Annotated in this window: 21 protein-coding genes; 14 read left to right on the top strand and 7 right to left on the bottom strand. The window is 41.3% G+C overall.

The features are described 5' to 3' along the window. Window positions 1-179: 179 nt before the first annotated feature. On the bottom strand, window positions 180-2,210 hold the full coding sequence (locus ACPZ3T_RS03675; RefSeq protein WP_490273626.1) for an elongation factor G: 2,031 nt from the start codon (window positions 2,208-2,210) through the stop codon (window positions 180-182). A gap of 279 nt (window positions 2,211-2,489) precedes the next feature. On the opposite strand from ACPZ3T_RS03675, the gene ACPZ3T_RS03670 reads away from it, so the two are divergent. The 10 genes from ACPZ3T_RS03670 to ACPZ3T_RS03625 all read left to right on the top strand — a co-directional run bounded on the left by ACPZ3T_RS03670 (window position 2,490) and on the right by ACPZ3T_RS03625 (window position 13,422). Beyond that, the gene (locus tag ACPZ3T_RS03670) at window positions 2,490-3,416 is read left to right on the top strand and encodes a tetratricopeptide repeat protein (protein ID WP_490273625.1); all 927 of its coding nucleotides are present in this window, start codon (window positions 2,490-2,492) and stop codon (window positions 3,414-3,416) included. A gap of 206 nt (window positions 3,417-3,622) precedes the next feature. Next, on the top strand, window positions 3,623-4,168 hold the full coding sequence (locus ACPZ3T_RS03665) for a phosphate-starvation-inducible PsiE family protein (RefSeq protein WP_490273624.1): 546 nt from the start codon (window positions 3,623-3,625) through the stop codon (window positions 4,166-4,168). A gap of 539 nt (window positions 4,169-4,707) precedes the next feature. Then, window positions 4,708-5,691, top strand: coding sequence for a phosphate/phosphite/phosphonate ABC transporter substrate-binding protein (locus tag ACPZ3T_RS03660; protein WP_490273623.1), 984 nt, complete (start codon window positions 4,708-4,710; stop codon window positions 5,689-5,691). Between the two features lie 99 nt (window positions 5,692-5,790). Then, a complete protein-coding gene (locus tag ACPZ3T_RS03655; protein ID WP_490273622.1) occupies window positions 5,791-6,525 on the top strand; it encodes a phosphonate ABC transporter ATP-binding protein in 735 nt (244 codons plus the stop codon). Window positions 6,526-6,614: 89 nt separating this feature from the next. Continuing rightward, window positions 6,615-7,409, top strand: coding sequence for a phosphonate ABC transporter, permease protein PhnE (gene phnE, locus ACPZ3T_RS03650; protein ID WP_490273621.1), 795 nt, complete (start codon window positions 6,615-6,617; stop codon window positions 7,407-7,409). 441 nt (window positions 7,410-7,850) lie between these two features. Continuing rightward, complete coding sequence (locus ACPZ3T_RS03645; RefSeq protein WP_490273620.1) at window positions 7,851-8,027, top strand: hypothetical protein; 177 nt, start codon at window positions 7,851-7,853, stop codon at window positions 8,025-8,027. Between the two features lie 306 nt (window positions 8,028-8,333). Continuing rightward, on the top strand, window positions 8,334-10,193 hold the full coding sequence (locus tag ACPZ3T_RS03640) for an NAD(P)H-quinone oxidoreductase subunit F (protein WP_490273619.1): 1,860 nt from the start codon (window positions 8,334-8,336) through the stop codon (window positions 10,191-10,193). Window positions 10,194-10,360: 167 nt separating this feature from the next. Continuing rightward, entirely contained in the window at window positions 10,361-11,860 is a 1,500-nt protein-coding gene (locus ACPZ3T_RS03635) for an NADH-quinone oxidoreductase subunit M (protein ID WP_490273618.1), read from the top strand. Window positions 11,861-11,958: 98 nt separating this feature from the next. Then, on the top strand, window positions 11,959-12,084 hold the full coding sequence (locus tag ACPZ3T_RS03630; protein ID WP_490273617.1) for a hypothetical protein: 126 nt from the start codon (window positions 11,959-11,961) through the stop codon (window positions 12,082-12,084). 15 nt (window positions 12,085-12,099) lie between these two features. Further along, the gene (locus tag ACPZ3T_RS03625; RefSeq protein ID WP_490273616.1) at window positions 12,100-13,422 is read left to right on the top strand and encodes a CO2 hydration protein; all 1,323 of its coding nucleotides are present in this window, start codon (window positions 12,100-12,102) and stop codon (window positions 13,420-13,422) included. A 100-nt stretch (window positions 13,423-13,522) separates the two neighbouring features. On the opposite strand, the gene ACPZ3T_RS03620 is transcribed toward ACPZ3T_RS03625, so the two are convergent. Both ACPZ3T_RS03620 and ACPZ3T_RS03615 read right to left on the bottom strand, forming a co-directional pair. Beyond that, window positions 13,523-13,837 (bottom strand): hypothetical protein, encoded by a 315-nt coding sequence (locus tag ACPZ3T_RS03620; RefSeq protein WP_490273615.1) that lies wholly within the window; start codon window positions 13,835-13,837, stop codon window positions 13,523-13,525. Between the two features lie 177 nt (window positions 13,838-14,014). Beyond that, on the bottom strand, window positions 14,015-14,185 hold the full coding sequence (locus ACPZ3T_RS03615; protein ID WP_490273614.1) for a hypothetical protein: 171 nt from the start codon (window positions 14,183-14,185) through the stop codon (window positions 14,015-14,017). Window positions 14,186-14,683: 498 nt separating this feature from the next. Here ACPZ3T_RS03615 and ACPZ3T_RS03610 point away from each other — a divergent pair, with 498 nt between their 5' ends. Both ACPZ3T_RS03610 and ACPZ3T_RS03605 read left to right on the top strand, forming a co-directional pair. Continuing rightward, a complete protein-coding gene (locus ACPZ3T_RS03610; protein ID WP_490273613.1) occupies window positions 14,684-15,319 on the top strand; it encodes a hypothetical protein in 636 nt (211 codons plus the stop codon). A 26-nt stretch (window positions 15,320-15,345) separates the two neighbouring features. Then, window positions 15,346-17,208 carry a peptidoglycan D,D-transpeptidase FtsI family protein gene (locus ACPZ3T_RS03605; protein ID WP_490273612.1) on the top strand — a complete coding sequence of 621 codons (1,863 nt, stop codon included), beginning with the start codon at window positions 15,346-15,348 and terminating at the stop codon, window positions 17,206-17,208. A 235-nt stretch (window positions 17,209-17,443) separates the two neighbouring features. On the opposite strand, the gene ACPZ3T_RS03600 is transcribed toward ACPZ3T_RS03605, so the two are convergent. Further along, the gene (locus ACPZ3T_RS03600; protein WP_490273611.1) at window positions 17,444-18,541 is read right to left on the bottom strand and encodes a glutamate--cysteine ligase; all 1,098 of its coding nucleotides are present in this window, start codon (window positions 18,539-18,541) and stop codon (window positions 17,444-17,446) included. Window positions 18,542-18,668: 127 nt separating this feature from the next. Here ACPZ3T_RS03600 and ACPZ3T_RS03595 point away from each other — a divergent pair, with 127 nt between their 5' ends. Continuing rightward, complete coding sequence (locus tag ACPZ3T_RS03595; RefSeq protein WP_490273610.1) at window positions 18,669-19,583, top strand: hypothetical protein; 915 nt, start codon at window positions 18,669-18,671, stop codon at window positions 19,581-19,583. A 175-nt stretch (window positions 19,584-19,758) separates the two neighbouring features. Here ACPZ3T_RS03595 and ychF read toward each other — a convergent pair whose 3' ends face one another. Beyond that, the gene (gene ychF, locus ACPZ3T_RS03590; RefSeq protein WP_490273609.1) at window positions 19,759-20,850 is read right to left on the bottom strand and encodes a redox-regulated ATPase YchF; all 1,092 of its coding nucleotides are present in this window, start codon (window positions 20,848-20,850) and stop codon (window positions 19,759-19,761) included. Between the two features lie 38 nt (window positions 20,851-20,888). Beyond that, entirely contained in the window at window positions 20,889-21,086 is a 198-nt protein-coding gene (locus tag ACPZ3T_RS03585; RefSeq protein ID WP_490273608.1) for a hypothetical protein, read from the bottom strand. A gap of 513 nt (window positions 21,087-21,599) precedes the next feature. On the opposite strand from ACPZ3T_RS03585, the gene ACPZ3T_RS03580 reads away from it, so the two are divergent. Continuing rightward, window positions 21,600-23,126, top strand: a complete 1,527-nt coding sequence (locus ACPZ3T_RS03580; protein ID WP_490273607.1) for an aminotransferase class I/II-fold pyridoxal phosphate-dependent enzyme — start codon at window positions 21,600-21,602, stop codon at window positions 23,124-23,126. Here the strand turns inward: ACPZ3T_RS03580 and ACPZ3T_RS03575 are convergent. Continuing rightward, window positions 23,116-24,582 carry a TolC family protein gene (locus ACPZ3T_RS03575; RefSeq protein WP_490273606.1) on the bottom strand — a complete coding sequence of 489 codons (1,467 nt, stop codon included), beginning with the start codon at window positions 24,580-24,582 and terminating at the stop codon, window positions 23,116-23,118. The genes ACPZ3T_RS03580 and ACPZ3T_RS03575 overlap by 11 nt on opposite strands. Window positions 24,583-24,934 lie beyond the last annotated feature (352 nt).

The raw sequence follows: 24,934 nt of genomic DNA, 5'->3' as shown, positions 1-24,934 counted from the left end.
GTAAAATTTAATTGAATCGGCTTGTAGTAAGGGCTTTAGCCCTTAAGAGAGGACTAAAGTCCCTACTACAAACCTTGAATTATTCACGCCGTTCTACTTAGTATTGTTCAAAAGAAATTGGAGTGACAATTATTGCCACTCCAAAATGCTAAATAAAGGAGACATGGAGTAAATCAAAACTATTTGCTGTTACCGTTGCTAGCAAGTACACGTTCAGCTAGTTTTTCTGGGACTTCTTGGAGGTGATCATATGCCCAGTGGAAAGAACCAACGCCGAGGGTGAGCGATCGCAGCTCTACAATAAAATCGTGCATCTCGGCTTGTGGTAGGTAAGCACAGACATTATCCCAACCTTGCCAGTCGTTTTTAGCTTCATAGCCCAAAATCTGGCCTCTGCGTCCGCTCAACAGTTGCAGCACTTTGGAAGTAAATTCACTGGGTGTAGTGACTTCTATTCGCAAAATTGGTTCTAGGAGGGTGGGTTGCGCTTGGGGTATACCTGTTTGCATCGCCAACCGTGCTGCTTGCTTAAAGGCTTGTTCGGAACTATCTACGTTGTGATATGAACCGTTAGTCAGCGTTACCGCCACATCTACCACAGGGAAACCCAAAGGCCCATGAGAGAGAAACTCTCGCACACCCATCTCTACCCCAGGAATATATTGTCTAGGAACGACACCACCAACAATGGTTTCCTGAAAGTTAAAGCCTTCACCACGGGGTAATGGTTTAATATCTAGGAAAACATCCCCAAATTGACCATGACCGCCGCTTTGGTGTTTGTAGCGTCCATGTACTGAGTTTACCGGTTTGCGGATGGTTTCTTTGTAAGGTACTTGGGGCAGGTGGGTAGACATGGGTAAGTTATATTTGCGGCGCAGTCTATCTAGAGCGACTTGCAAATGAATCTCACCTTGTCCCCAAAGAATAACTTCGTGGGTATCGCCGTGCTGTTCCCAAGCCAAAGCAGGATCTTCTTCCAGTAATTTCGTAATAGCGGCACTGAGTTTTACTTCATCATTGCGCTTTTCTGGGGTAATGGCTAAGGCATACACCGGTTCTAACTGCTCGGCTTTGGGTAATTCTATTGGCTGTTCTGTAGAGATGATATCCCCGGTTTTCACCCCTTCTAATCGGCTCAAGGCGACAATTTCACCAGCCGCTACTTCATTAACTGATTGCTGCTGTTGTCCCATGAGGCGATAAATACCACCAGTACGCACACCGTTGAGGACAATTCCATCGGTTAATTTACCTTGCCAAACCCGGACGAGAGAGAGTTTACCACCTTGGGGAGTGTAATAGGTTTTCAATACCTGAGCTATAGCTGTATTGGTGGCTTTACTGGGTTTGAGGCGACGTTGTGCGGTGGCTTCTGGTGCGGGTGCTTCCCTCAGCAGTGCATCTAGTAGGGGTCTAACACCATAATCTTGTTCAGCGACACCAAAAAATACAGGGACTACTAAATCTGCCCCTAATTCCATTTTTAAATCTGTGAGAATTTCTTCTTGGGGTGGTTCGATATCTTCTAAAAGTTCTTCGAGTAAATGGTCATCAAAATCTGCTAAAGCTTCCAGCATTTCTGCTCTGGCTGTATGTTCTTCTGCTTTTAAATGTTCGGGGAAAGGAATGGGGTCAGCTGGTGCGCCGGCATGATATTGATAGGCTTGTTCGCTCACCATGTCAATAAAGCCTGTTAGCTGTTCCCCTTGCATGATGGGGTATTGATGGGCTACTAATGGACGACTCGAAACGGCTTTGAGGGCGTGTAATGTTTCCAAGACGTGGATATTAGCCCGATCCATTTTATTCACAAAAACTAGATGGGGAATTTCCCAGTCGTCTAGAAATTTAAATAGAGGCGCGAGGGTCAGGACTCGTTCACGGATAGGTTCGCAGACTACAATTGCGGCATCAACCCCAATTAAGGCGTTGTAAGTTTCTTGAACAAATTCTACACTGCCGGGACAGTCGATAAAAGTAAAGCGAGTATCATCATACTCTGCGCTAGCGGCACTAATTTCTACACTCATCCGGCGATCGCGCGCTTCTCCTGCACTATCACCAACTGTGTTACCATCCTTAACGCTGCCTTTGCGAGAAATCGCTCCGGTGACAAATAACAAGCTTTCTAATAATGTTGTTTTTCCACTTAAATAAGGGCCGACTATGGCAATATTCCGCGTACCTGATATGACTTTTTCGCTCATAAAACCTCCCTTGCAGTAACTCTCTCTTACTGCATATCCCTGTGCGATTCAGGGAATGAATAATGGTTCGCTTGTAGGAGAATTATCTCCCCTTTAACTTGTAATTATCCTCTCTTTAACTAAAGGCAAAAAAAATTGTAGCCTGTTGTAAGATTTACCTTAAGAAAGGTTAAGCAAAACTAACTTTAATGCTAAAAACAAAAGTTTTGTTAAAACTCACCTGTTTAAAAAACTTTTTATGAATAACAATGACGAAAATTAATTACAGCAAACACATCAATGAAATTATCTCTATATAAATACCAACTATTTCCCATACTGGGTTTAACATTATTATGGGGGGTTTTTGTGCCAGTATCAGCAAAATCTCCTACATCCCTACACCTCTACACCCCCACACGCCTAGCACAAACTAGTTTACCCACAGCCACAACCTTATTAAATCAAGGCTTACAAGCAATTCAAGGGGGGAAAGTCCAAGATGCGATCGCGGCATTTCAAAGTGCGGCTCAGTTAGATCCCAATTTAGCCGCAGCTCATTACAATTTGGGGTTAGCACTGCGACAAACTGGACAATTACAACCAGCCGCTAATGCGTTTTATCGTGCTACCCAAGCTGATCCTAATTTCTCCCTGGCTTTTGCTAATTTAGGGGGAGCTTTATTAGAAGGTAATAATTTACAACAGGCGAGTGAATATTTACAACGGGCTTTAGAACTTGATCCCCGCCTAGGCTTTGCTCATTATAACTTAGGATTAGTCAGACAACAGCAACAAAATTGGTCAGGTGCGATCGCCTCTTTTCAACAAGCGATCGCATATAGTAAAAATGCCCCAGAACCTCACTATCATTTAGGCATATGTTATCTGCAACAAGGTAAACTGAATGAAGCCCAAGCCGCCTTAAATCAAGCCATCAAAATTAATCCTAAATATCCAGAAGCTCACTACAATCTCGGTGCAATTTGGCTGAATCAAGGTAAACTACAACAAGCTTTAGATGCCTTTAGAAAATCAGCAGAAGCTAATCCTAATTATCCTAATGCTTATTATGGTGCAGGCTTGGTTTTTATGCAGTTAAAACAGTATGGGGAAGCAGTGAAAGTATTTACCCATGCCAAGAATTTATATAATGCTCAAGGTAATACTCAATGGGCTAAAAATGCTGGGAACTTGTTACAACAGGCACAAAATATTAAACAATAAATAGTTAACTTTGAACAGTTATTTATTAAAATATTCAATAATATAACTAAGGTGGCATAATAATTTTAGAGATTTTTTTTCATATATGAAAACTCTAAAAATATTATGATTGCTGATGTAAATATAATTAACATTGGCTAAAAATAAAAATATGGCATAACTGGGCTGTGGTAGTCTGCCCTGACCATATACCAACGGAAATTTACATGAAAAAGCGCGTCAAAAGTCGATTTTTATTTTGCGATCGCTGGCTAGATAGACACGCGATCGTTCGCTATATGGAAGCTTTTCAAGACTTACTCGTAATTGTCTTGTGTTTAGCTTTATTTGCCGTTATGGTCATACAATTATGGGGTATATTTTTAGCAATTACACAACTACTCAACTATCAATTAATCACAGCTAAAGTTCTCTTTGTCTTGATTTTAGTCGAATTATTTCGGCTGTTAATGGTTTATCTCAAAGAGCATAGTATTTCTGTAGGAGTAGCGGTAGAAGTAGCCATTGTTTCTGTTCTGAGAGAAGTAGTTGTCCACGGAGCATTAGAAATTTCTTGGATTCAAACTCTAGCAATTTGTGGCTTATTACTAATTCTCGGTTGCTTGTTACTAGTTTGCGCTAAAACACCCCATATGGATTGTATGAGTGCTAATACAAAATTTTGTCCAATTCGAGATATAGGCACACACAAAGAAATAGAATTTACTTATGCACATCAATATGATGAGCATCAACCGTTAACTAGAGACTAGTAAGTATAAGGCAGGGGGCAGGGGGAGAAAAATTTTGAGCTTTATTTTTTCTTTATATAGTTTGGCTTGATTACATCGACTTACTTAAGTTGAAATTCAAAATCTAAAATTCAAAATTAACGTCTAATGTCAATTCAAATCTTGCGAATACCTAGATATTTGTAGGTGCGGGTTTACCGAGATCAAAAGTTAATCATTAATGATGTTTGTTAACCCGCCCCTACTATTTATTGGATAGGCGGTTTTTCTAATTCACATCAGGGGTAATTAATCAACCCAAATGCTTAGTAGGGTGCGTCAGTTCCAGATTTTCTTGAACTGACGCACCCTACATCTACTACTGTTTCCCGTTCCCTGTTCCCCGTTCCCTTTTAAAGATAACTAGCTAATCAGTGTGTTACTAACTGCATGACTCATTTTTGTACGTCTACACGCTATAACTATTGACTTTTATTCTTAAAACCACTAGATTTTTTAATCGGGATATTTGATATTGATTTGCAAAAATACTGCAAATAGTTCTTAATGGAGACTTAGAGATGAGTGTGAGTAAAAAGAGCTTGGTGGGTGCTGGAGCAGCATTCATGGCGTTTACAGGTTTAGCAGTCAGCACTTTTGGAGTTATGCAAGCAACTACTGCTAATTCCATTGATAATCAACAAACACCACGCTTACTTGCTCAGAGTCAACGGAAATTAAAACAATTAACAGTAATTTTTCCTAGTCGTTCAGACTCTACAGACTTGCAAAATAAAGCTAATGCTGTAGCCTCTTTTTTATCGAAAGAATTGCGAATGCCTGTCAAAGCACAAATCGGTGATGATACGGCGGCGGTGGAAGCTTTAAGAGCAAATCGCGCTGATGTGGCTTTTTTAAGCAGCCGTCCAGCACTGAAAGCAGAACAATTAGCTAATGCTCGTTTACACTTAGCAGAAGTCCGTGCTAACTATTCAGGTAGGTATACATATAATTCAGTATTTGTAGTTCCCAACGATAGTCCTCTGAAAACTAAAAATACCCCCAAGGCTACCCTAGAACAATTGCGGGGTAAGAAAATGGCGTTTACTTCTCCTACTTCTGGTTCAGGGTTTATTTTCCCGGTGAGTGAGTTGGTGAAGCAAGGATTCGTCCCCAACCGCGATCGCATGGATGGTTTCTTTAGTCAAATTGCTTACGGTGGTAACTACAGCAAAGCTTTACAAGCTGTAGTACGTGGTCAGGCAGATGTGGCTGTAGTCTCAGAATATGCTTTGTTCCCTCCCTACATCTCTGCTGAAGATAGAAGCAAGTTGCGTGTACTACACAAAATTTCAGGTGTACCTGCTCACGGTATTGCGATTGATGATGATGTACCTGCACCCCAAAGAGAACAAATCATTGCTGCTTTTCTGAAGTTAAATCAATCACAGAATAATCAAATGCTACGCAGTTTATACAATTCTACAGAACTGGTGAGAGTTGATCATAATCGTCATTTAGCACCAGTCCGTGATGCACTCAAGCGTGTTGGGATTGAACCATAGGAAGATTACCCGGTAGCAAGTGTACAGTGCTGAGTCGTAGTTTTATTCACCATAACTCAGCACCGTGCAACGAATTTTGAATTGGATTCTGAGGTGTGGATGAGTGATTGTGTAATAGATTGTTACAACCTAGAGACGGCTTATACCGCGTCTCTCAATCGTCCTATCCTGAATGGAGTGAATTGCCAGATTAAGCAGGGTGAGTTCGTTGTTTTGTTAGGACTCAATGGCGCGGGTAAGTCTACTTTACTGCGATCGCTAGTGGGATTGATTCCAACAGCACAAGGTGGTGTTCGCATCAATGGTATCGACGTAACACCCCGTACATTGTCAACAGTTCGCCGTGATGTGGGGATGTTGTTTCAAGGCGGTGGATTAATTCCTCAGTTATCAGCCATTGATAATGTGCTGTGTGGAAGACTCGGTGTCAGAACGACTTGGCAAACTTTATTGGGATTTCCCAAACGCGATCGCTTATTAGCTCTAGAATTACTAGAACAATTGGGTTTGAAAGAGCTAGCCTATCAAAAAACTAGCAAACTCAGTGGCGGACAGCAACAAAGAGTAGCGATCGCTCGTGCTTTGATTCAATCACCGCAAATTCTCTTAGCTGATGAACCCATTACCGGATTAGATGCGATCGCTTGTCAGCAGGTAATGGATACTTTATCAGCATTGCATACCCAACAAGGGATGACTATTGTCGCAGTTTTACATGATTTGGGCATTGCTGCCAAATATGCCGAGCGTGCGATCGTCTTAGATGCCGGGCGTGTTCTCTATGACGGGATGTGCGATAATTTACAAGAAAAATTGGCTCAAGTTTCTCCGTGAGTAAGGGCAAGCCCAAAAATTGCCCGTCTGCCGAACACTTCCTGGTGAGTTTTGAGTTATTTGAGAGCGTAAACAGTTCAGTATAAAATATGATTGACTTGTTAAATTCAAAACTCTTTCGTCGCTACCCTTGGGTAACGCCCTTACTCATTTTATTAATTATAGTGATAGTTTATGGTTGGGCGTTACAAGGTCTAAAGCTTGATTTTGAACTGTTGAGTTCTAGTTGGCCTTACATTAGCGATTTCATTTCCCGATTATTTCCCCCCGATCCCGCAGTTATTGATATAGCCGTCAAAGCATTAATTGAAACTGTGCAGATGTCTTTATGGGGAACAACCATCGGTGCAATTCTTTCTTTACCTATTGCTATAGCCAGTGCCAATAATGTCGCACCGCGTTGGTTACAATGGTTAGCTAATTTACTACAAAATGCTGTCCGTTCCGTCCCTTCAATTATTTTGGGCTTAATTTTTGTAGCGGCTACCGGCTTAGGCGCACCCGCAGGTACTTTAGCTTTAGGAATTTATACCATCGGCTATCTAGCTAAGTTCTATCAACAAGCAATTGAAGCAGTTGATCATCGCTCCTTAGAATCTTTGCAAGTGATGGGAGCATCCAGATTTCAAATTGCTCAGTATGGTATCTTACCCCAAGTTTTACCCCTCAGCTTAGGCTACACTTTATGGATGTTTGAGTACAATATTCGTGCTGCTTCAGTTTTAGGTGTAGTTGGTGCAGGTGGTATCGGCTTTCAGTTGAAAAGTTATATTGATGGCTTTGAGTATAACAAAGCCACAACTATGATGTTGGTGCTGTTGGTAGTTGTGACAGTAATTGATAGTTTCAGCAGTCAACTGCGTCGCCGTTTGGATTCGCTTTAGCAATTACTTATTACTCAGGACTTACGCAAGTGTCACAATAGATGGTTGGTGCGTGACGCTATAAGTCTGATGACTACTTTCCAATACTTTCGCAGCGTCACACACCCTACATGAATAGACTTCTTGCATAAATACTTTGGTGTTGCTAACAAGATTTTTTAAAAGCTCACGCATTCGCCGCAAGGCGTTCTCGTAGAGTAGGCGCAAAGACGCAAAGAAGAACGCAGAAAGATCACTCTTGAATTTATGTATTCGTAGTGTTCAATTATTCGTGCAAGAGGTCTAATCAATTCAAAATTCAAAATTCAAAATAAAAAATATGCCAATTGCGTAACTCCTATTACTCATTACTTATTACTTATTACTCATTACTCATTACTCACGTCCTGTGGCAATCTAGATATAGGTACAGTCACATTATCTAGAATTTAGGAAATACTCATGAATCGCTCTAAAATTGTAGCAATTATTACAGGTGCAATTTCTATTCTGTTAGCGATCGCTTATCTAATTGTTGTTCAAATATTAGACTATCGTGATATGCAGCCTGCTCCCATCAGTCAAATTCACCAATTATCAACGAATTTGGCTTTGGTAATCACATCTATTTTGAGTTAATTCTTGGAGAGAGGGCAATAATCCACCCTACACCCTACACTCCACACCCGCCCCAAGGGGGCTTGGTCAATCCATAGATTTTAATCTATGGCTAAGATTTAATAATTGATTATATAAGAATTAGTTAGAGTAAACATCGTAGATTTATTCTATTTGGTAATTCCTTTTTGCTAAATATAACGGTAAGCTGAGAAGAATATTAAGCAAAAATAAATTTTCTTATTTACAATCATCAAGTGACTGGGAGCAAAGTTAAATTTGCCCCCTCGTCGTTTAACTTTTGTTACAAATCTAGAGGTTAATTTCATGGCTCAGTTTCTACTAGAGACTGTTTGGCTAGTTCCGTGCTATGCCTTAATAGGTGGGCTTTTAGCGATTCCTTGGTCGCCAGGAATCATTCGCAAAACGGGGCCAAGACCAGCAGGTTATGTCAATTTAATCATGACATTTTTGGCATTGGTTCACAGTGCAGTAGCTTTACAAGCAACGTGGAATCATCCCCCCCAAGAAGTATTTATTCCTTGGCTATCCACCGCAGGTTTAAATTTGACTATTGTCCTGGAAGTTTCTTCCGTGAGTGTCGGTGCAATGGCGGTAATCACTGGCTTAAATTTGCTGGCGCAGATTTATGCAATTGGTTACATGGAAATGGACTGGGGTTGGGGACGCTTCTATTCTCTATTGGGATTATTTGAAGCGGGATTGTGCGCCTTAGCACTGTGTAATAACCTATTTTTCAGTTATGTGATTTTGGAAGTTTTGACTTTAGGAACATACCTGTTGGTAGGCTTATGGTTCAGTCAACCCTTGGTAGTCACCGGGGCAAGAGACGCTTTCTTAACCAAACGGGTAGGGGACTTATTCTTGTTGATGGGAGTCTTGGGGCTGTGGAATCTCGCTGGAACTTGGAATTACGCAGATTTAGCCGAATGGGCAGCTACAGCTGAGGTTGACCCTACTGTGATGACCTTGGTAGGTTTAGCTTTAGTAGCTGGGCCTATGGGTAAGTGCGCTCAGTTTCCCTTGCATTTGTGGTTAGATGAAGCGATGGAAGGCCCTGTCCCCAGCACAATTTTAAGAAACTCAGTCGTAGTTGCTAGTGGTGCGTGGATACTAATTAAACTGCAACCTGTGTTAACTCTCTCACCTGTAGTTTCAGCATTTATTGTGGCAATTGGTGCAGTGACAGCCATTGGTGCATCCTTAATTGCGATCGCCCAAGTTGACGTGAAACGCTGCTTATCTTATTCTGTTAGTGCTTACATGGGCTTAGTGTTCATCGCTGTAGGCACACAACAGGACGATGCAGCATTATTATTGGTACTCACCCACGCTGTATCCGCCGCTTTGTTAGTTATGAGTACCGGCGGCATCGTTTGGAACAGCATTACTCAAGATATTACTCAACTCGGTGGCTTATGGTCACGCCGTCCCATTTCTGGGTTAGCCTTCATTGTAGGAATGTTGGGCTTAATTGGTTTTCCCCCCTTGGGTAGCTTTTGGGCTTTATTAGAACTAGCTGACGGCTTGTGGGAAAATTACCCTTGGTTAGTGGGAATTATCATTGCAATTAACACCTTAACAGCCATTAGTTTAACCAGAGAATTTGGCTTGATTTTCGGTGGTAAAGTCAAACAAATGAGTGAGCGATCGCCTGAAGTTCATTGGCCAATGGTATTACCAATGATGATATTATTCGGCTTCGTTTTACATCTACCTTTGGTCTTACAAAGCTTATCATTACTACCCAGTTGGGCAATCCTCAATAAAGATGTCGCACTATTACTAATCTGGTCAAGTATTTTTGGTTGCAGCATCAGTGGAGTTCTTTATTTAGGCAATATTCCCAAACCAATACGCTTACCTTGGCAACCTTTACAAGACTTTTTCGCTTACGACTTTTACACACCTAAACTCTATCGCATGACCATAATTTTCAGCGTTGCTCAACTTTCCAAATTAGCTGATATGGTTGACCGATTTGTAGTAGATGGGATTGTAAATTTCGTTGGTTTATTTTCCCTGTTAGGGGGCGAAGGTTTGAAATACAGCACCAACGGACAAACCCAATTTTATGCCTTCACAGTTCTTTTAGGTGTAGGGGTTTTAGGTGCTTGGGTAACTTGGCCATACTGGGGAGTACAGTTCTTAAGTTTGATTTTTTAGTAGTGCTGAGTAATGAGTAATGAGTAATGAGTAATGAGTAATGAGTAATGAGTAGGTAGGCATTGTATTTTTCTCTCCCTGCTTACCATGCTCCAACTCCTTTTATTTTCCCTGTCTCCTAATTCCCTCCTAAGCAAGTAATTTCCAAAATCAAAGCGGACTGCTATATGCTCAGTGTTTTAATTTGGATTCCAATTATCAGTGCGATAATTATCGGGTTTTTACCTGGTAAAGTTGTGCCATCGAGTCGAGTGAGACTAGTTTCTTTAACTATTTCTGGCATAGTCTTACTATGGAATTTGTTTATTTTGCTGAAATTTGATATCAGCAATCCAGGAATGCAATTTCAAGAGTATTTACCTTGGAATGAAACCTTGGGTTTGAGTTATCAAATAGGTGTTGATGGCTTATCAATGTTAATGTTGATTTTGAATAGCCTCCTTACCTGGATTGCGATTTACAGCAGTAGTAAAGACACAGAACGCCCCAGACTTTTCTACTCGATGATTTTATTAGTTAGTGGTGGCGTTGCTGGGGCATTCTTAGCCGAGAACTTATTACTATTTTTCCTGTTTTACGAATTAGAACTAATTCCCTTTTATCTGTTGATTTCCATTTGGGGAGGAGAGAAACGGGCGTATGCAGGCATTAAATTCCTGATTTACACGGCTGTTTCCGGTGCTTTAATTCTTGCCACCTTCCTAGGCATGGTATTCCTCACAGGTTCTACGAGTTTCGCCTTTGATGCTGTATCTACACAAACTCTCTCCGGCGGTTTACAACTTGTTCTCCTAGCGGGAATTATCTTAGGTTTTGGCATCAAAATTCCCCTTGTTCCCTTCCATACTTGGCTACCTGATGCTTATGTAGAAGCTTCCGCACCCATCGCCATTTTGTTGGGTGGTGTGTTGGCGAAGTTGGGAACATATGGACTATTGCGGTTTGGCATGGGAATGTTTCCCGAAACCTGGAGTGTAGTTGCACCAACCTTAGCAATTTGGGGAGCAGTTACAGCAATTTATGGGGCAGTAATTGCGATCGCGCAAAAAGACATCAAGCGCATGGTAGCATACAGCTCTATTGGTCACATGGGTTATGTACTGCTCGCTAGTGCCTCCAGCACAGCCTTAGCACTGGTAGGTGCTGTTTCCCAGATGTTTAGCCACGGTTTAATTTTGGCAATTCTTTTCCACCTAGTCGGCGTTGTCGAAGCTAAAGTTGGTACACGGGAATTAGATAAACTCAACGGTTTGATGAGTCCCATTCGCGGTTTGCCCTTAATTAGCGCGCTACTAGTTCTCAGTGGTATGGCGAGTGCAGGTATTCCTGGTTTAATCGGATTTATCGCTGAATTTATCGTTTTCCAAGGTAGTTTTTCTGTCTTTCCTATATCAACACTTTTATGTGTCGCCTCTAGCGGCTTAACAGCCGTGTACTTTGTCATCCTCCTCAACCGCACCTGCTTTGGCAAATTGGATAATAACTTAGCTTACTATCCCAAAGTTTTGTGGTCTGAAAAAATCCCCGCCTTAGTTTTAGCAGCCCTCATCATCTTTTTAGGCATCCAACCCACTTGGTTAGTCCGTTGGAGTGAACCTACAACCACAGCAATGGTAGCGACAATTACGCCAGTGAAAACTACAGCCGCGCAAGTGGCTTTGAAATAAGAGGGGTGTAGGGGGCAGGGAGCAGGGAGCAGGGAGCAGGGGGAGACAAGGGAGACAAGGGAGACAAGGGAGCAGGGGGAGTGTGGGGAGAGAGGGGAGTGTGGGGGGAAAGATTTGTTTTCCACCATCCCACACCAAGCACACCCTGCCCTGACAAGGTAGAAATATTTACCCCAATGCCCTATGCCCCATGCCCCATACCTAATTTCCATTTTTTGAATTAAATTCACAAAAAATATATGGTACAAACTCCAGACAAACCAGTTACTAAATTACCTCCATCACAGCATGAATTTGCTGAGATTATTCATCGCCTGGAAGCTGGCGGTTCAATGTTGCCAGATACGCCAGAAAATTTAATGCAAATTATCGGTATTTATAAAGCCTATGCCGTACCAATGGATTTTTATTGGCGCGACTTACTTTATATTGCTGAACAGGTATTTTTAGATCCCTTGCCCTTTTTTAAATACTTCATCTCCGAAGAATATTTAGATAGACATAATCATTATGCTGGTGATGATGCTGATTTAAGAATTTGGCGCGGTGAAGCCACAGCTCACCCGGAACTTTTGGCATTTATGGACAAGGGTGAAACCGTCAAAATGCCTAAATTATTGCATCATTTATTACACGATCGCATTAACATGGAATTTGCGGAAGCGTGTATGCGGGCTATGCTGTGGCATCGTCATATGTATGCCCCAGTCAACCAATTTGATGCTTACCTAGACTCGGAAGAATACAAAGCCAACGCCGACAGGGCAATTAAAGCTTACTTCCAAGGCAACCCAGTCATGTTAGGACTCTACAAACTGTTCCCCGATATGTTTTTGGAACAGTGCCGCCAGATGTCCTACTACGCCAACCTCGGCTTATTCTGGGAAGTCATGGCACCAGTATTCTTTGAAATGTCCGATATCTATGATGAAGGTGGCTTTAAAGGTGTCCCTGACGCAATGAACTTTTTAGTTAATGGCATATTTGCGATCGCCGGTCGTCCCATTTATCATCATGTATATATTCGTGGGGAATGTTACGAAATCATCCCCAAATCCAAAGGTTTTACCTGGCTATATGAAGCTGCATTACCCTACGTAGAAGCTGTATTTTACCGCACAGCCCCCTTTAGAGGCACAAAATCCTATAATGCCCAAGCCCGTCAAGTGCCTGATGACCAAAAAGATTTTCATTATGGCATTCTCTACGCCGATGTCTTTCCCGTAGGTACAGCCGGGATTCCACCTACATTATTAATGCAAGATATGTTGCACTTCTTACCCCAATATCTCCTTGATTATTACCAACAGTATTGTCGTGGGGAAGAAGATATGTTGATTCAGTTGGGCATTACCTTCCAACGTTCCATGTATAACGTCACCTCTGCGGTTATTCAGGCATTGCGAACCGCCCTATTGTATCCCCTAGACGACCCCAACCCCAAACACCTGCAAGCCAACCGAGAATTTTTTGAAGCCCAACTCAACCGCTTTACCCGCACAGAATACGATATGCGTAACGCCGCCCGTCTGCGAGACATCCAACGTCAAGATTATCGATAGGGGGCATGGGGCATGGGGCATGGGGCATGGGGCAGGGGAAGAAGATTCCCAAATGAACCCTCCGCGCCCCTTTGCGTTAACCTTCGCGCCCCTTTGCGTTTTACAAATCCAAAAACGGGAAAACCTGAAGCAGAGCCTTACGTAACCGTAACAAAAAAACAGTCTGCCGCAAATTGTTACTTAACTTAGGCGGTGGGCTAACTTGTAGCTGTTCTTGTATTTGTGCGTATTCCAGAGGTGTAACTGGTTTACCATCTATAGGCGATCGCGCATCTATAATAATTTCTGTACGTAATATTTCCTCTGGTGTATCTTCCGGCGGTGGTAGTGCGATCGCTGCTATTCCCACATGACTGCTTAACCACACCACAATAATACTACTAATACTCCAGAAGACAAATTTAATTCGCTTCATGCTGTCACATATTTTTAGCTGCCTCTCATCCCAAGGGGAAAGATTCCAGAATAATAAATTGAATTACCCCCAGTGACAAACCGGGGGCTTTACCCATCACGACTCGTAACTAATTACCCCCAGCTATGCTGTGAGGATTAGTTACAAAACTTGCTGACAATAGTGATTGACTATCTTCTATGGGGTAGTAGCGGGGGTAGCAGCTGGGGTAGTAGCAGTACCTGTGTCAGCTGGCTCATTAGGACTAGCAGCTGGGGTAGTGGTGGTATCAGTAGTACCACCGTCACAAGCTCCTAAAAATCCAGCCAGACTTAACATTAATGCTAAACCAAAGATTTTAATTTTCATAAACTCCTCTTTCACCAATTGCGGCAATAAAAAAATTCGCCTGTTGAATACGATAACCTATTTGTCGCTTATTTTTTAAAACGCTGTCAATACATATTCAAAAGCTATACTTTGAGCTAAGTTTATCGGGTTTAGTCTTATATCTGAGTTCATTAGCTAGCCAAGATTTCAGAGCCTCAGAAGTTAATGTCAATTGGCATCTGAGAAAGAAAAATCAATAATCTAGACAACAGGTGTAATATTCTCCTAACTCTTGCCCTAGCAGCTTGAGGTTGCCATACTTGAGATGCAATACCCATCTATCAAACTTTTATTTGGGACTGCCAGAAATAAATTATCCAATGTATGGAGATGATATTTTTCTATATTCACCCTGCCCCCTGCCCCCTGCCTATACTTTTAATTGCAAATCGCCTTGTATTCATGGGAGGGTGAGGCTAACCTTAGCAAAAATGAATAATCGGTCTACAATACATTAATTTCTCATCACCAAATTTTATGACTGCTGTTCGTAAATCAGATATTGCTAAATCTACTAGTTGGCAAAGTTCTACTACCAGACGCAGAAAGCGTCAATCAGCACGTTTAGAATCAACCGTGCAGAATACTTCTACCATTGCCACTCCCACCTCGTCATTACCTACCAAAAGACAACGGCACTCCTCAAAAAATCTATCCCTTCCTATCACTCCCCCAAGGCAAAATTTGAAAACCTCACAAGTATCTCATATTACAGGACAATCAATGCCTGTAGTCCCTAATGCTACAGCCATGCCTTTGTGGTTGTTGCGACTGCATACCTTACATCGGCATTCTTCTATTGTCGCCTTTTTATTAGTAGCAGCAGCTTTAGTTGCATACGGATGCACAGTTTATACTCAGGAAATGTGGGGTAAAAACTATGGGAGACTGCAAGAACTCCAACGTCATGAGAGACAGATGACAACAACTAATGCCACATTAACTAATAAAATAGCCGAAGAAGCAGAAAAATCAAAAATGGGTCTAGTATCACCAACTCCTGCTAACACTATTTTCCTGCCTTCAGCATCTGATCAGTCTGATGTACCATCTTCTAGTACAAAACCAAACTCAGAAATACAGTCGCCTACTTCTTCACCACTGGGATACTAATTAGGGACTAAAACAAGAGCAGGGTCATGCAAAAAACACCAAGTCAATTAAAGTTTAGAAAATTACGTAAACCTGAATTTACTGCGCGGGGAAGAACTCCTAGAAACAGAAACAGAAAAACTACTCTCCCCACTATTCAAGAACCAATATCAAATTCTAAAGTCCGACTATTGACTGTTTGGGGTATATTAATGGCCGCCGGTCTAGGGTTGGCAATCAATTTGTATAATTTGCAAATTATCCAGGGAAAAAAGCTCACACAAAGAGCTAGAAATCAACAAATGGTGAGTTTGCGTCCCTATATGCCTCGTCGCCTCATTGTTGACCGCAATGATAATGTATTAGCCGTTGACAATCCTGTATATACTCTGTATGTCCATCCTAAACTATTTGACAAGACGCAAGAAAGCATCGCCGAAAAACTTGCTCCCATTTTGGATAAAACTCCGGCTGATTTAGTCAAAACTTTTCAAAGCCAAAAAAGCGGCATTCTCCTAGCTGCTAAGTTGCCTGAAAATACAGCTGGCCAAGTTAGAAAATTACGCTTAAATGGTTTGGAGTTAATTTCCAAATATTCCCGCTACTATCCCCAAGGTGATTTAATGGCTGACATCGTGGGATATGTCAATGTTGACCGGGTGGGTCAGGCTGGGGTAGAACTTTCTCAACAGGATTGGTTAGAACGTTCTGTGAAAACCATGCGCTTAAGTCGGGCGGGAAATGGGGCTTTAATGCCAGATTATGCCCCGGAAGGTTTTGTGAACGCTGACGATTTACGCATGAAATTGACTATTGATAGTCGTCTGCAAAGGACTGCACGTAAAGCACTCAAGGAACAGTTAGAAAAGTTTCATGGTAAACGTGGGGCTGTCATTGTCATGGATGCTGTTGATGGCTCTCTTTTAGCCTTGGCTTCTGAGCCGACTTATGATCCTAATGAATACTCAAAAGCAGATATTTCTCTATTTAAAAATTGGACAGTCTCGGATCTTTATGAGCCAGGCTCAACATTTAAACCAATAAATGTAGCGATCGCATTAGAAAATGGTGTTATCCAAGCTAATGATACATTTAATGACTCTGGGGCAATTACAATCGGAACGCACACCATTAGAAATGCTGGACTCAATGGTTATGGGCGCATTACTATTGCTCAAATTTTGCAAAACTCCAGCAACATTGGCATGGTGCAAATCATTCAAAAGTTAAAACCTTCGGTTTATTATAACTGGCTAGAACGCTTGGGTTTAGGACAACCAGTTGATACAGATTTACCCTCTGTAGCTAGTGGTAAACTCAAAAATCAAGAAAAATTTATTCGTTCACCCATCGAACCTGCAACCGCTTCCTTTGGACAAGGTTTTTCTCTCACACCATTACAACTAGTACAAATGCAAGGTGCTTTAGCCAATGGTGGTAAATTAGTAACTCCTCATGTCGTGCAAGGGTTAATGGATAGTAAAGGACAAGTTCACTACACACCTAACCACCCAGCACCCCGCCAAATTTTCTCAGCGACTACAGCCCAAAAAGTTGTAGAAATGATGGAAACTGTAGTTAGTGAAGGCACTGGCAAAGCTGCTCAAATTCCCGGCTATCGCATAGGTGGAAAAACAGGTACAGCCCAAAAAGCTAGTCCGAATGGTGGTTATATTCCTGGTGCAAGAATTACTAGTTTTGTCGGTATTTTACCTGTAGAATCTCCCCGTTATGTTGTCTTTGCTGTGGTAGACGAACCCAAAGGCGCAAACGCATACGGTTCAACAGTTGCAGCCCCCATTGTCAAGGCTGTCATGGATGCTCTCATTCCCATTGAAAAGTTACCACCCAGCCAAGAAATTGAGCCAAAGTCTACTCAAAAGAGTGAGAAAAACACAGTTAGAGACTAAAATAATTCGTAATTCGTAATGAGCTAATACCGTTTCTTGATGTAGCTTGCCTGGCGTAGCCATAGATGCACTTTATTCTGTACTGTAGAGACGTTGCATGCAACGTTTCTACATCATTTATTTGGCGCAACTTCATAGAGAATTGGTATAACGCCCTGCTCCGCTCTAAGCGCAGCTATGCCGCAGGCTTTACATAATTCGTAGTTTTTATGTGTCATCTGTAAACTGTCCCCAACTAATAAGTCTCCTTCAGTGCATTTTCAATAGAACCTACGCGCTGAAAAATTTCGATTAGTTCATGAGATTTTGTCAGGCGGTTTTCTAACATCAATTGTAATGGTTTTAACAATTCCCCATCTGGGTCATTTGCCAATGCAATTGCTGCTGCTTGGACAATTTCTCTAGCGTTTATTAATATATCTTCGTTGCTAAAACCTTCCTTTGCTGATAATTGATGTAGCGATGTGTCTGGTGTGATGGCTCTACCAGTTAAAGTTTTATCTAATATTAAACCTTTTAATAATGCCAACAATGAGGCATAGAGATTAAAATCATCACAACTATCAAAAGCTTTAAATTCGATGCGTCCTACCTCGGCGGGTAAACGGGCAATTTTCGTTAATGATGGCACACTTTTAATTAATTCTTCTTCGTCTGGAACGAATACTAAAGCGGCTGGTCTTTTGCCAGTTCTGATAAATGTCCTCACAGATAAACCTTCCCAAAGTGTGCCGTTATAAAAGGGTGAACTATAACTAAAAGGCACAATATAAGGACTGTAATAAGTTAATTTTTTACCAATATCAATTACCTGTTCAATGGGTAAACTGGGCATCGAAATATTTAAATCTGGCCCGTATGACACCATATAAATGTAAGCAGTATGTTCATCAGGATAAGCCTGTAACTGCTGAATTTCATATTCATTTAATGGTGGGTTTGGTTCAAAAATTGTTTTGTAGGGATTAAAACTAGTTAAAACTGGTGAAAATCCAAATTTAGCAGCTACTTCTCGCAGTAAATTAAAACTATGGGATAATTCCTCAATTGCACCTTGAATATGAGGGTGTATTGTGGTTCTAATTTCGATACCTTTTGAGGTACAGTCAATTACCTTGTCGGAATCAGCGAATCTTTCAAACCCTTCAATGTACCATCTCTTGCTTCTAATACCAGCATCCCCTACGCGTAATTGCAAATAATCATCAGGATATATGGGTAGTTGCTCGACAATTTGAGCGAAATCTGCAAATTGTGTACAGGTAAAATCTGCAAACTTTCCTTCCCGGTTGAGGAAGGCTACTTCATGTTCAATACCAAACAAAAAACTCATACAATTTAATAAGAAAAATTCTTAATAAGATTACCAGAATATAATACACCAAGCTAGGATGGTGGCGAGTTTTTAGGCGATCGCCATTTGAATGTTATATTTATCACGTTCCATACCAGAACTACTAATGAAAATACTTAAACACAAGTTAGTTATCAAAATTGCGATTGTGGTGGCTTTATTACTGATGTCGCAGCAGGTTTTAGCACAAACTTGGCGACCTGTGCGCGGAGGTATTACCTTTGGTATCAGTGGAATGTCATTATTAAGTCAAAAAAGTAATTCTCTAGATTTCTTAATTGTTCATGACAACAAAAAACAAAATCAAGGTCGTGTAGCAATTATTAGCATTAAAGGTCAGGACTCCCCAGCATATTTTCCGATAAACTGGCCAAGTAACGCAGAATTACCCATAGACTTAGAAGCTTTAACATCTATTCCAGGGAAAAATAACTCTCGGTTTATAGCTTTTAGTAGTGCTGGTAAAGGTTATGATATCCAATTAGATTATACAAATAAAACTATCTCTGTTATCAAAGTATTTCAACTAGCAAACATTCCTCCAGACAGTAATTTTGAAGGATTCGCCTTGCAAAATATCGCTGGTAAATTAGTTGCAGTTTGGGGGCATAGAGGTGCAGATAAACAACCAGCGATTATCTATTGGGGATTATTTGACTTAGCAAACTATCAAATTATTCCCCTTGGTTCTGCACCGCTAAGAGTACCATTTCCTACTAAAAATGTACGTCATATTTCCGACATTAAATTAGATGCAGCCGGAATTGTCTATATTACATCTGCGAGTGATACAGGCGACGATGGCCCGTTTGAGTCTGCTGTTTATGTTGCTGGTTATTTGAGTTTATCTGGTAATAAAATTATCTGGAAACAAAACCCCCAATTATTTCCTCTGCACCGTTTTAACTACCACAAAATTGAAGCTATAGAATTAATTCCAGGCGCAAATGGTGGTGTAGTAGTGGGTACAGATGATGAAAATTTAGGGGGCTATATTTACACCTTGGGACAAGGTAATTAATTGGGAATGGGGAATGGGGAATGGGGAATGGGGAATGGGGTTAAAAGTCTTCCTTGTCTTCCTTGTCTTCCTTGTCTTCCTTGTCTTCCTTGTCTCCCTTGTCTCCCCTACACCCCTAAACCCCTACACCCCTAAACCCCTACACCCCTACACCCCTAAACCCCTACACCCCTAATTAAACGTTAAATCTAAATAACATAACATCGCCTTCTTGCACGATATACTCTTTACCTTCACTCCGCACTAAACCTTTTTCTTTAGCCCCGTTCATAGAACCATTTGTGACTAAATCTTTGTAAGCAACGGTTTCAGCACGAATAAAACCGCGTTCAAAATCGGAGTGAATTACACCTGCGGCTTGGGGTGCTGACATTCCAGCATGAATAGTCCAAGCACGGGTTTCTTTTGGGCCACTGGTGAAATATGTCCGCAAACCTAAGAGGGTGTAAGTAGCACGAATTAAAGATTTTAAACCGCCTTCTTCTACACCCAAAGAGGCGAGAAAATCAGCTTTATCTTCTTCTGGTAATTCCACTAATTCGGCTTCTACTTGAGCAGAAACAATGACAACTTGAGCATTTTCTTGTGCTGCAATTTGTCGCACTTGCTCCACAAAATCATTACCTGTGGCTAAGTCATCTTCGGAGACATTAGCAGCATAGATAATAGGTTTATTAGTTAATAATCCTAAGCCTTTAATAATTTCGGCTTCTTCTTCAGTTAAGCTGACTTGACGGACTGATTTACCTTCATTTAAAGCCGCAGCTAACTTTTCTAAAACCGTGATTTCAAATTGTGCTTCTTTGCTGGTGCGCGCTTGTTTGCGGGTGCGTTCAATGCGGCGTTCGATTTGGGCTAAATCTGCTAAACCTAGTTCTAAGTTAATAATGTCAATATCTCTTGCTGGGTCAACTGAACCGGCGACGTGGATAATATCATCATTCTCAAAACAGCGTACCACATGAACGATCGCATCAACTTCTCGAATGTGAGAGAGAAATTGATTACCTAGTCCTTCGCCTTGGCTAGCACCTTTCACCAAACCGGCGATATCGACAAACTCAATGCGTGCGGGGATAATTTGTGCTGAACCGGAAATTTTAGAAAGTTCGTTTAAACGTTCATCCGGTACTGCGACAACGCCGACATTGGGTTCAATGGTACAAAACGGAAAGTTAGCCGCTTCCGCTTTGGCGTTAGCGACTACAGCATTAAATAAAGTAGATTTTCCGACGTTGGGAAGTCCGACAATTCCGGCTCTTAGCATTTTAGATGTGAGATTTTGAGTTTGTTGACAAAGAAAAACTAAACAGGTTTGGGTATTGTCTGGGGAATAGTCCCCGGAACTGTTTGGGGAATGGGAGCGGGTACGGTTTCTGGTACAGGCTCAGGGAAAGGACGGGGAATAGCAGGCCCCGGTGTAGGTTCTGGTTCTGGTAATGTGTTTGGCTCTGGGTTGGGAATTTGTGGTTCAGGGATAGAAATTGCTTGAGGTCGAATCATGTCTATTACATCAATTATTCAACCTTCTCAACCTAGATGACAACTTGAATGATTGACATCTCCCTAAATGACTATACCCAAAAGTGTTATTTTAGCTAGAAACAGAGCAAGATTCAAATTTAGTGAAAAACAGGGTGTAGGGGTGTAGGGGTGTAGGGGTGTAGGGGTGTAGGGATAGAAAAATCGCCAATCATGATACAGATAAATCATGTAGAGACGTAATATTGCTACGTCTCTACATGATGTGTTTCACATTTTAAAGAAATTGGTATTAAAAAGTTGATTCAGCAAAAAAGAACTTGATTTGTGGGTTGAAAACCTGATTTATGACTCAGAAACTTAATTTATGAGTCGTGAACTTGATTTACGAGTCAGAAACTTGATTTACGAGTCAGAAACTTGATTTACGAGTCAGAAACTTAATTTACGAGTCAGAAACTTAATTTACGACTCAGAAACTTGATTTACAACTCAGAAACTTGATTTACGAGTCAAATTATTCCAAAATCTAAAATGAATCAAAACCAAGCACCTTTACTAGAAGCATTACAAAAGTGTGCGGCGCGTCCTCATGCGGCTTTCTATACGCCGGGACATAAGCGGGGACGGGGAATTAGTCAACCTTTGGTTGATTTGCTGGGTAAAGATGTGTTTGGTGTTGATTTGACAGAGTTGGCTGATTTAGATAATTTATCTGCACCACAGGGAGTAATTCAACAGGCGCAACAGTTAGCGGCTGCGGCTTTTGGTGCTGCACAAACATGGTTTTTAGTCAATGGTTCTACCTGTGGAATTGAAGCGGCAATTCTGGCTACTTGTGATGTAGGTGATAAGATAATTTTGCCTCGTAATGTGCATTCATCTGCGATCGCCGGTTTAATTCTCTCTGGTGCAATGCCAATTTTCGTTAATCCTGAATATGACTCAGTTTTAGATATTGCCCACAGTATCACACCGGAGGGTTTACAAGCTGCATTACAACAACATCCAGATGCTAAAGCTGTGTTGACAGTTTACCCAACATATTACGGTGTTTGTGGAGATTTACAGGCGATCGCTAAAATTACCCATCAATATAATATTCCTTTGCTGGTAGACGAAGCCCACGGCGCACACTTTGCGTTTCACCCTGAATTACCTACCCCAGCTTTAGCCGCCGACGCAGATTTAACTGTGCAGTCAATTCACAAGGTACTCGGCGCAATGACGCAAGCATCAATGTTACACGTTCAGGGTGACAGAATAGATATTGACCGAGTTAGTAAAGCTTTGCAACTTTTACAGTCTACCAGTCCTAGTTATATATTGTTAGCTTCCCTCGATGCGGCGCGTCAACAAATGGCGATGGATGGTAAACAAATCATGTCTCGCACTTTGCAATTGGCGCGTGATGCGAGAACTAGAATTAGTCAAATACCGGGGTTATCAATTTTGCAGTTACCCACAGGAGATTTATCACCTGGGTTTGTTGATTTAGATGAAACACGACTGACTGTTAATGTTTCTAGGTTGGGTTTGACGGGATTTGAGGTGGAAGAAATATTAGACGCGCAAGGTGTCACGGCGGAGTTTTCTACACTGCAAAATATAACTTTTATTATTAGTTTGGGGAACACAGCCGATGATATTGAACAGTTGGTGCAGGGTTTTAGGAGTTTAGTGGAAATCAACTCATTAAACCTAACCCCCAACCCCTTCCCTACAAGGGAAGGGGAGCAAGAATTAAAGCCTTTACCCTTGGATAGCTACAAAATCGCGGTATTTGAGGAAAATTTAAGAGCAGGGGAGCAAGAATTAAAAACAATTTCTCCCCGTGAGGCTTTTTTTGCTGCTAGTGAAATAGTACCTGTGTGGGAGGCGTGCGATCGCATTTGTGCAGAAACCGTTTGTCCCTACCCCCCAGGAATCCCGGCGTTAATTCCTGGGGAAGTCATCACATCATCTATGCTGGAATATTTACAGTATATTCAACAACAAGGGGGATTTATTAGCGGTTGTTGTGATCCTACTCTCCAAACTTTAAAGGTAGTTAAGAAGTAGATTTGACGCGATTTCCCGCAACGGCTCGTTGTAAACTGACTAAAGCGCGATTGTAATCTAAAATTGCCGTGATGCGATTACCTTCAGCTTGTGTCAACTCGTTTTCAGCATTGATGACATCAGTTTGAGTTCCCACACCTGCCTGAAATCTTAATCTAGCAAGGCGTAAAGATTCTTTAGCTTGTTCTAGTGCTGTGTTGGCGGTTTGGATATTCTTTAAATTTGCATCCTTGTTAAAAAAGGCTTGCTCTACTTCTGAACGCACCTGATAAATTTGTTGGGCAAATCTTGTTTCTGCGATCGCTCTATTTGCTTTTGCTTGATCTATCCTAGCTCTAGTTACTCCACCCTGATATATATTTTGACTTGCACTTATACCCACAGAGTAACCATCCGTAACCGCAACTTTATCATTAAACTGATCCAGCAGATTATAATTACCAAACAAAAGGAAAGTTGGATCTGGTTTAGATGCTTGTTCTATGGCAATGTTACGCCGTGCTAGTTCCTGTTGTAGTTCAGGACGATTTTGAAAAGCGAGAATAATACTATCTTGTAAACTTTTTTCCCACAATCCTGCTAACTGTACAGGATCTGCTGCACTGATATTTGTGGTTTGGGATATATTTAACCGAGTCGCTAATTGACGACGAGCAATTTTTTGATTAGCAATGGCTTGGGTTAAATTTTGTTGAGCATTGGCTAAATTGACTTCTGATCGCAAAACATCAAATCTTGTACCCACTCCGGCACGTTCTAAAGCTTGTGCATCTCGTAAACTCGATTGAGAATTTTCTACCGCAGAAGCCGCAATGCGTACTTGTTCATCTGCTTGTTGTAAATTATAGTAATCTGTGGCAATATTCAAACGAATTTCTTCAGAAAGACGCTCTATTTCTAATTCATTGATGATGATATCTTGTTCAGCTTGTTTGCGCTGGGATGTTGTCGGTTTGAGATTTTGAATGACTTGCACTGTAGCATCAAAATTAGATGTTGCTGCGTCTGAGCCAGCCAGCGCATTTAGTTGTCTTTCTGTGGCATTAGTTAACTCTTGTCGTAATTGCTCTCCTCGCAGTTCACCTTCAGCTTGCTGTTGACGAGTTATACTTGTATTTACAGTAACTATAGGATACAGACCAGCATCTGCCTCTCGTTCTCTGAGTACATATCGACTACGTTCTAGAGTCAGTAAGGCTACTTGTAAATCATTGCTGTTTTTACGTCCTAACTCTAAAGCTTGTTCTAGAGTAATAGGTACATTCTCAGTAATTTTGACTGCTTCAGAATTACTAGGCAAGTATAGGGGATTGGAGTTAGGCTTTAAAGCTTGAGATTGCGCTTTCGTATCTACTTGACTGATTTGATAACCATGTGAATTATATTGGCTGGTAATATTAGCATCACTAGTATTACTTAAAGCGATTGTGCTACTTGCGTACAACTCCAGGAACACTTGCGACACCCCCTAAAATACAACAACTTTCACTAATCACAAATTATATATCTATGCTCCTAGGTATTTTCTGGGAAGTACGCTCAAAAGTCAAGGTGATTGAATTTTCTGAAAATATAGCAATCTGATTTGATTTCTGAAAAAATCTAAGTATATGTAGTGGACTGACAAGCCTTAAATGTGGCAATACAAAATACCAAAAAAACTGTAGGTTGGGTTGACGTAAGGAAACCCAACACCAATATTCATGTTGGGTTTCGCCTTGCTCAACCCAACCTACATCTAATGCACTATTTTAGCCTTGCCACGCCAGTAGGCGTTCCATGCAACGTCTCTACAGTAAAGGATAAAG

It is taken from the genome of Aliinostoc maniaoense (genome assembly GCF_058172895.1).
This window is presented reverse-complemented; position numbering and strand designations above follow the sequence as displayed.

Coding starts and splice junctions, on each gene's coding strand:
- ACPZ3T_RS03675 (WP_490273626.1), bottom strand. CDS start 2,210: ATGAGCGAAAAAGTCATATCAGGTACGCGGAATATTGCCATAGTCGGC.
- ACPZ3T_RS03670 (WP_490273625.1), top strand. CDS start 2,490: ATGAAATTATCTCTATATAAATACCAACTATTTCCCATACTGGGTTTA.
- ACPZ3T_RS03665 (WP_490273624.1), top strand. CDS start 3,623: ATGAAAAAGCGCGTCAAAAGTCGATTTTTATTTTGCGATCGCTGGCTA.
- ACPZ3T_RS03660 (WP_490273623.1), top strand. CDS start 4,708: ATGAGTGTGAGTAAAAAGAGCTTGGTGGGTGCTGGAGCAGCATTCATG.
- ACPZ3T_RS03655 (WP_490273622.1), top strand. CDS start 5,791: ATGAGTGATTGTGTAATAGATTGTTACAACCTAGAGACGGCTTATACC.
- phnE (WP_490273621.1), top strand. CDS start 6,615: ATGATTGACTTGTTAAATTCAAAACTCTTTCGTCGCTACCCTTGGGTA.
- ACPZ3T_RS03645 (WP_490273620.1), top strand. CDS start 7,851: ATGAATCGCTCTAAAATTGTAGCAATTATTACAGGTGCAATTTCTATT.
- ACPZ3T_RS03640 (WP_490273619.1), top strand. CDS start 8,334: ATGGCTCAGTTTCTACTAGAGACTGTTTGGCTAGTTCCGTGCTATGCC.
- ACPZ3T_RS03635 (WP_490273618.1), top strand. CDS start 10,361: ATGCTCAGTGTTTTAATTTGGATTCCAATTATCAGTGCGATAATTATC.
- ACPZ3T_RS03625 (WP_490273616.1), top strand. CDS start 12,100: ATGGTACAAACTCCAGACAAACCAGTTACTAAATTACCTCCATCACAG.
- ACPZ3T_RS03620 (WP_490273615.1), bottom strand. CDS start 13,837: ATGAAGCGAATTAAATTTGTCTTCTGGAGTATTAGTAGTATTATTGTG.
- ACPZ3T_RS03615 (WP_490273614.1), bottom strand. CDS start 14,185: ATGAAAATTAAAATCTTTGGTTTAGCATTAATGTTAAGTCTGGCTGGA.
- ACPZ3T_RS03610 (WP_490273613.1), top strand. CDS start 14,684: ATGACTGCTGTTCGTAAATCAGATATTGCTAAATCTACTAGTTGGCAA.
- ACPZ3T_RS03605 (WP_490273612.1), top strand. CDS start 15,346: ATGCAAAAAACACCAAGTCAATTAAAGTTTAGAAAATTACGTAAACCT.
- ACPZ3T_RS03600 (WP_490273611.1), bottom strand. CDS start 18,541: ATGAGTTTTTTGTTTGGTATTGAACATGAAGTAGCCTTCCTCAACCGG.
- ACPZ3T_RS03595 (WP_490273610.1), top strand. CDS start 18,669: ATGAAAATACTTAAACACAAGTTAGTTATCAAAATTGCGATTGTGGTG.
- ychF (WP_490273609.1), bottom strand. CDS start 20,850: ATGCTAAGAGCCGGAATTGTCGGACTTCCCAACGTCGGAAAATCTACT.
- ACPZ3T_RS03585 (WP_490273608.1), bottom strand. CDS start 21,086: ATGATTCGACCTCAAGCAATTTCTATCCCTGAACCACAAATTCCCAAC.
- ACPZ3T_RS03580 (WP_490273607.1), top strand. CDS start 21,600: ATGAATCAAAACCAAGCACCTTTACTAGAAGCATTACAAAAGTGTGCG.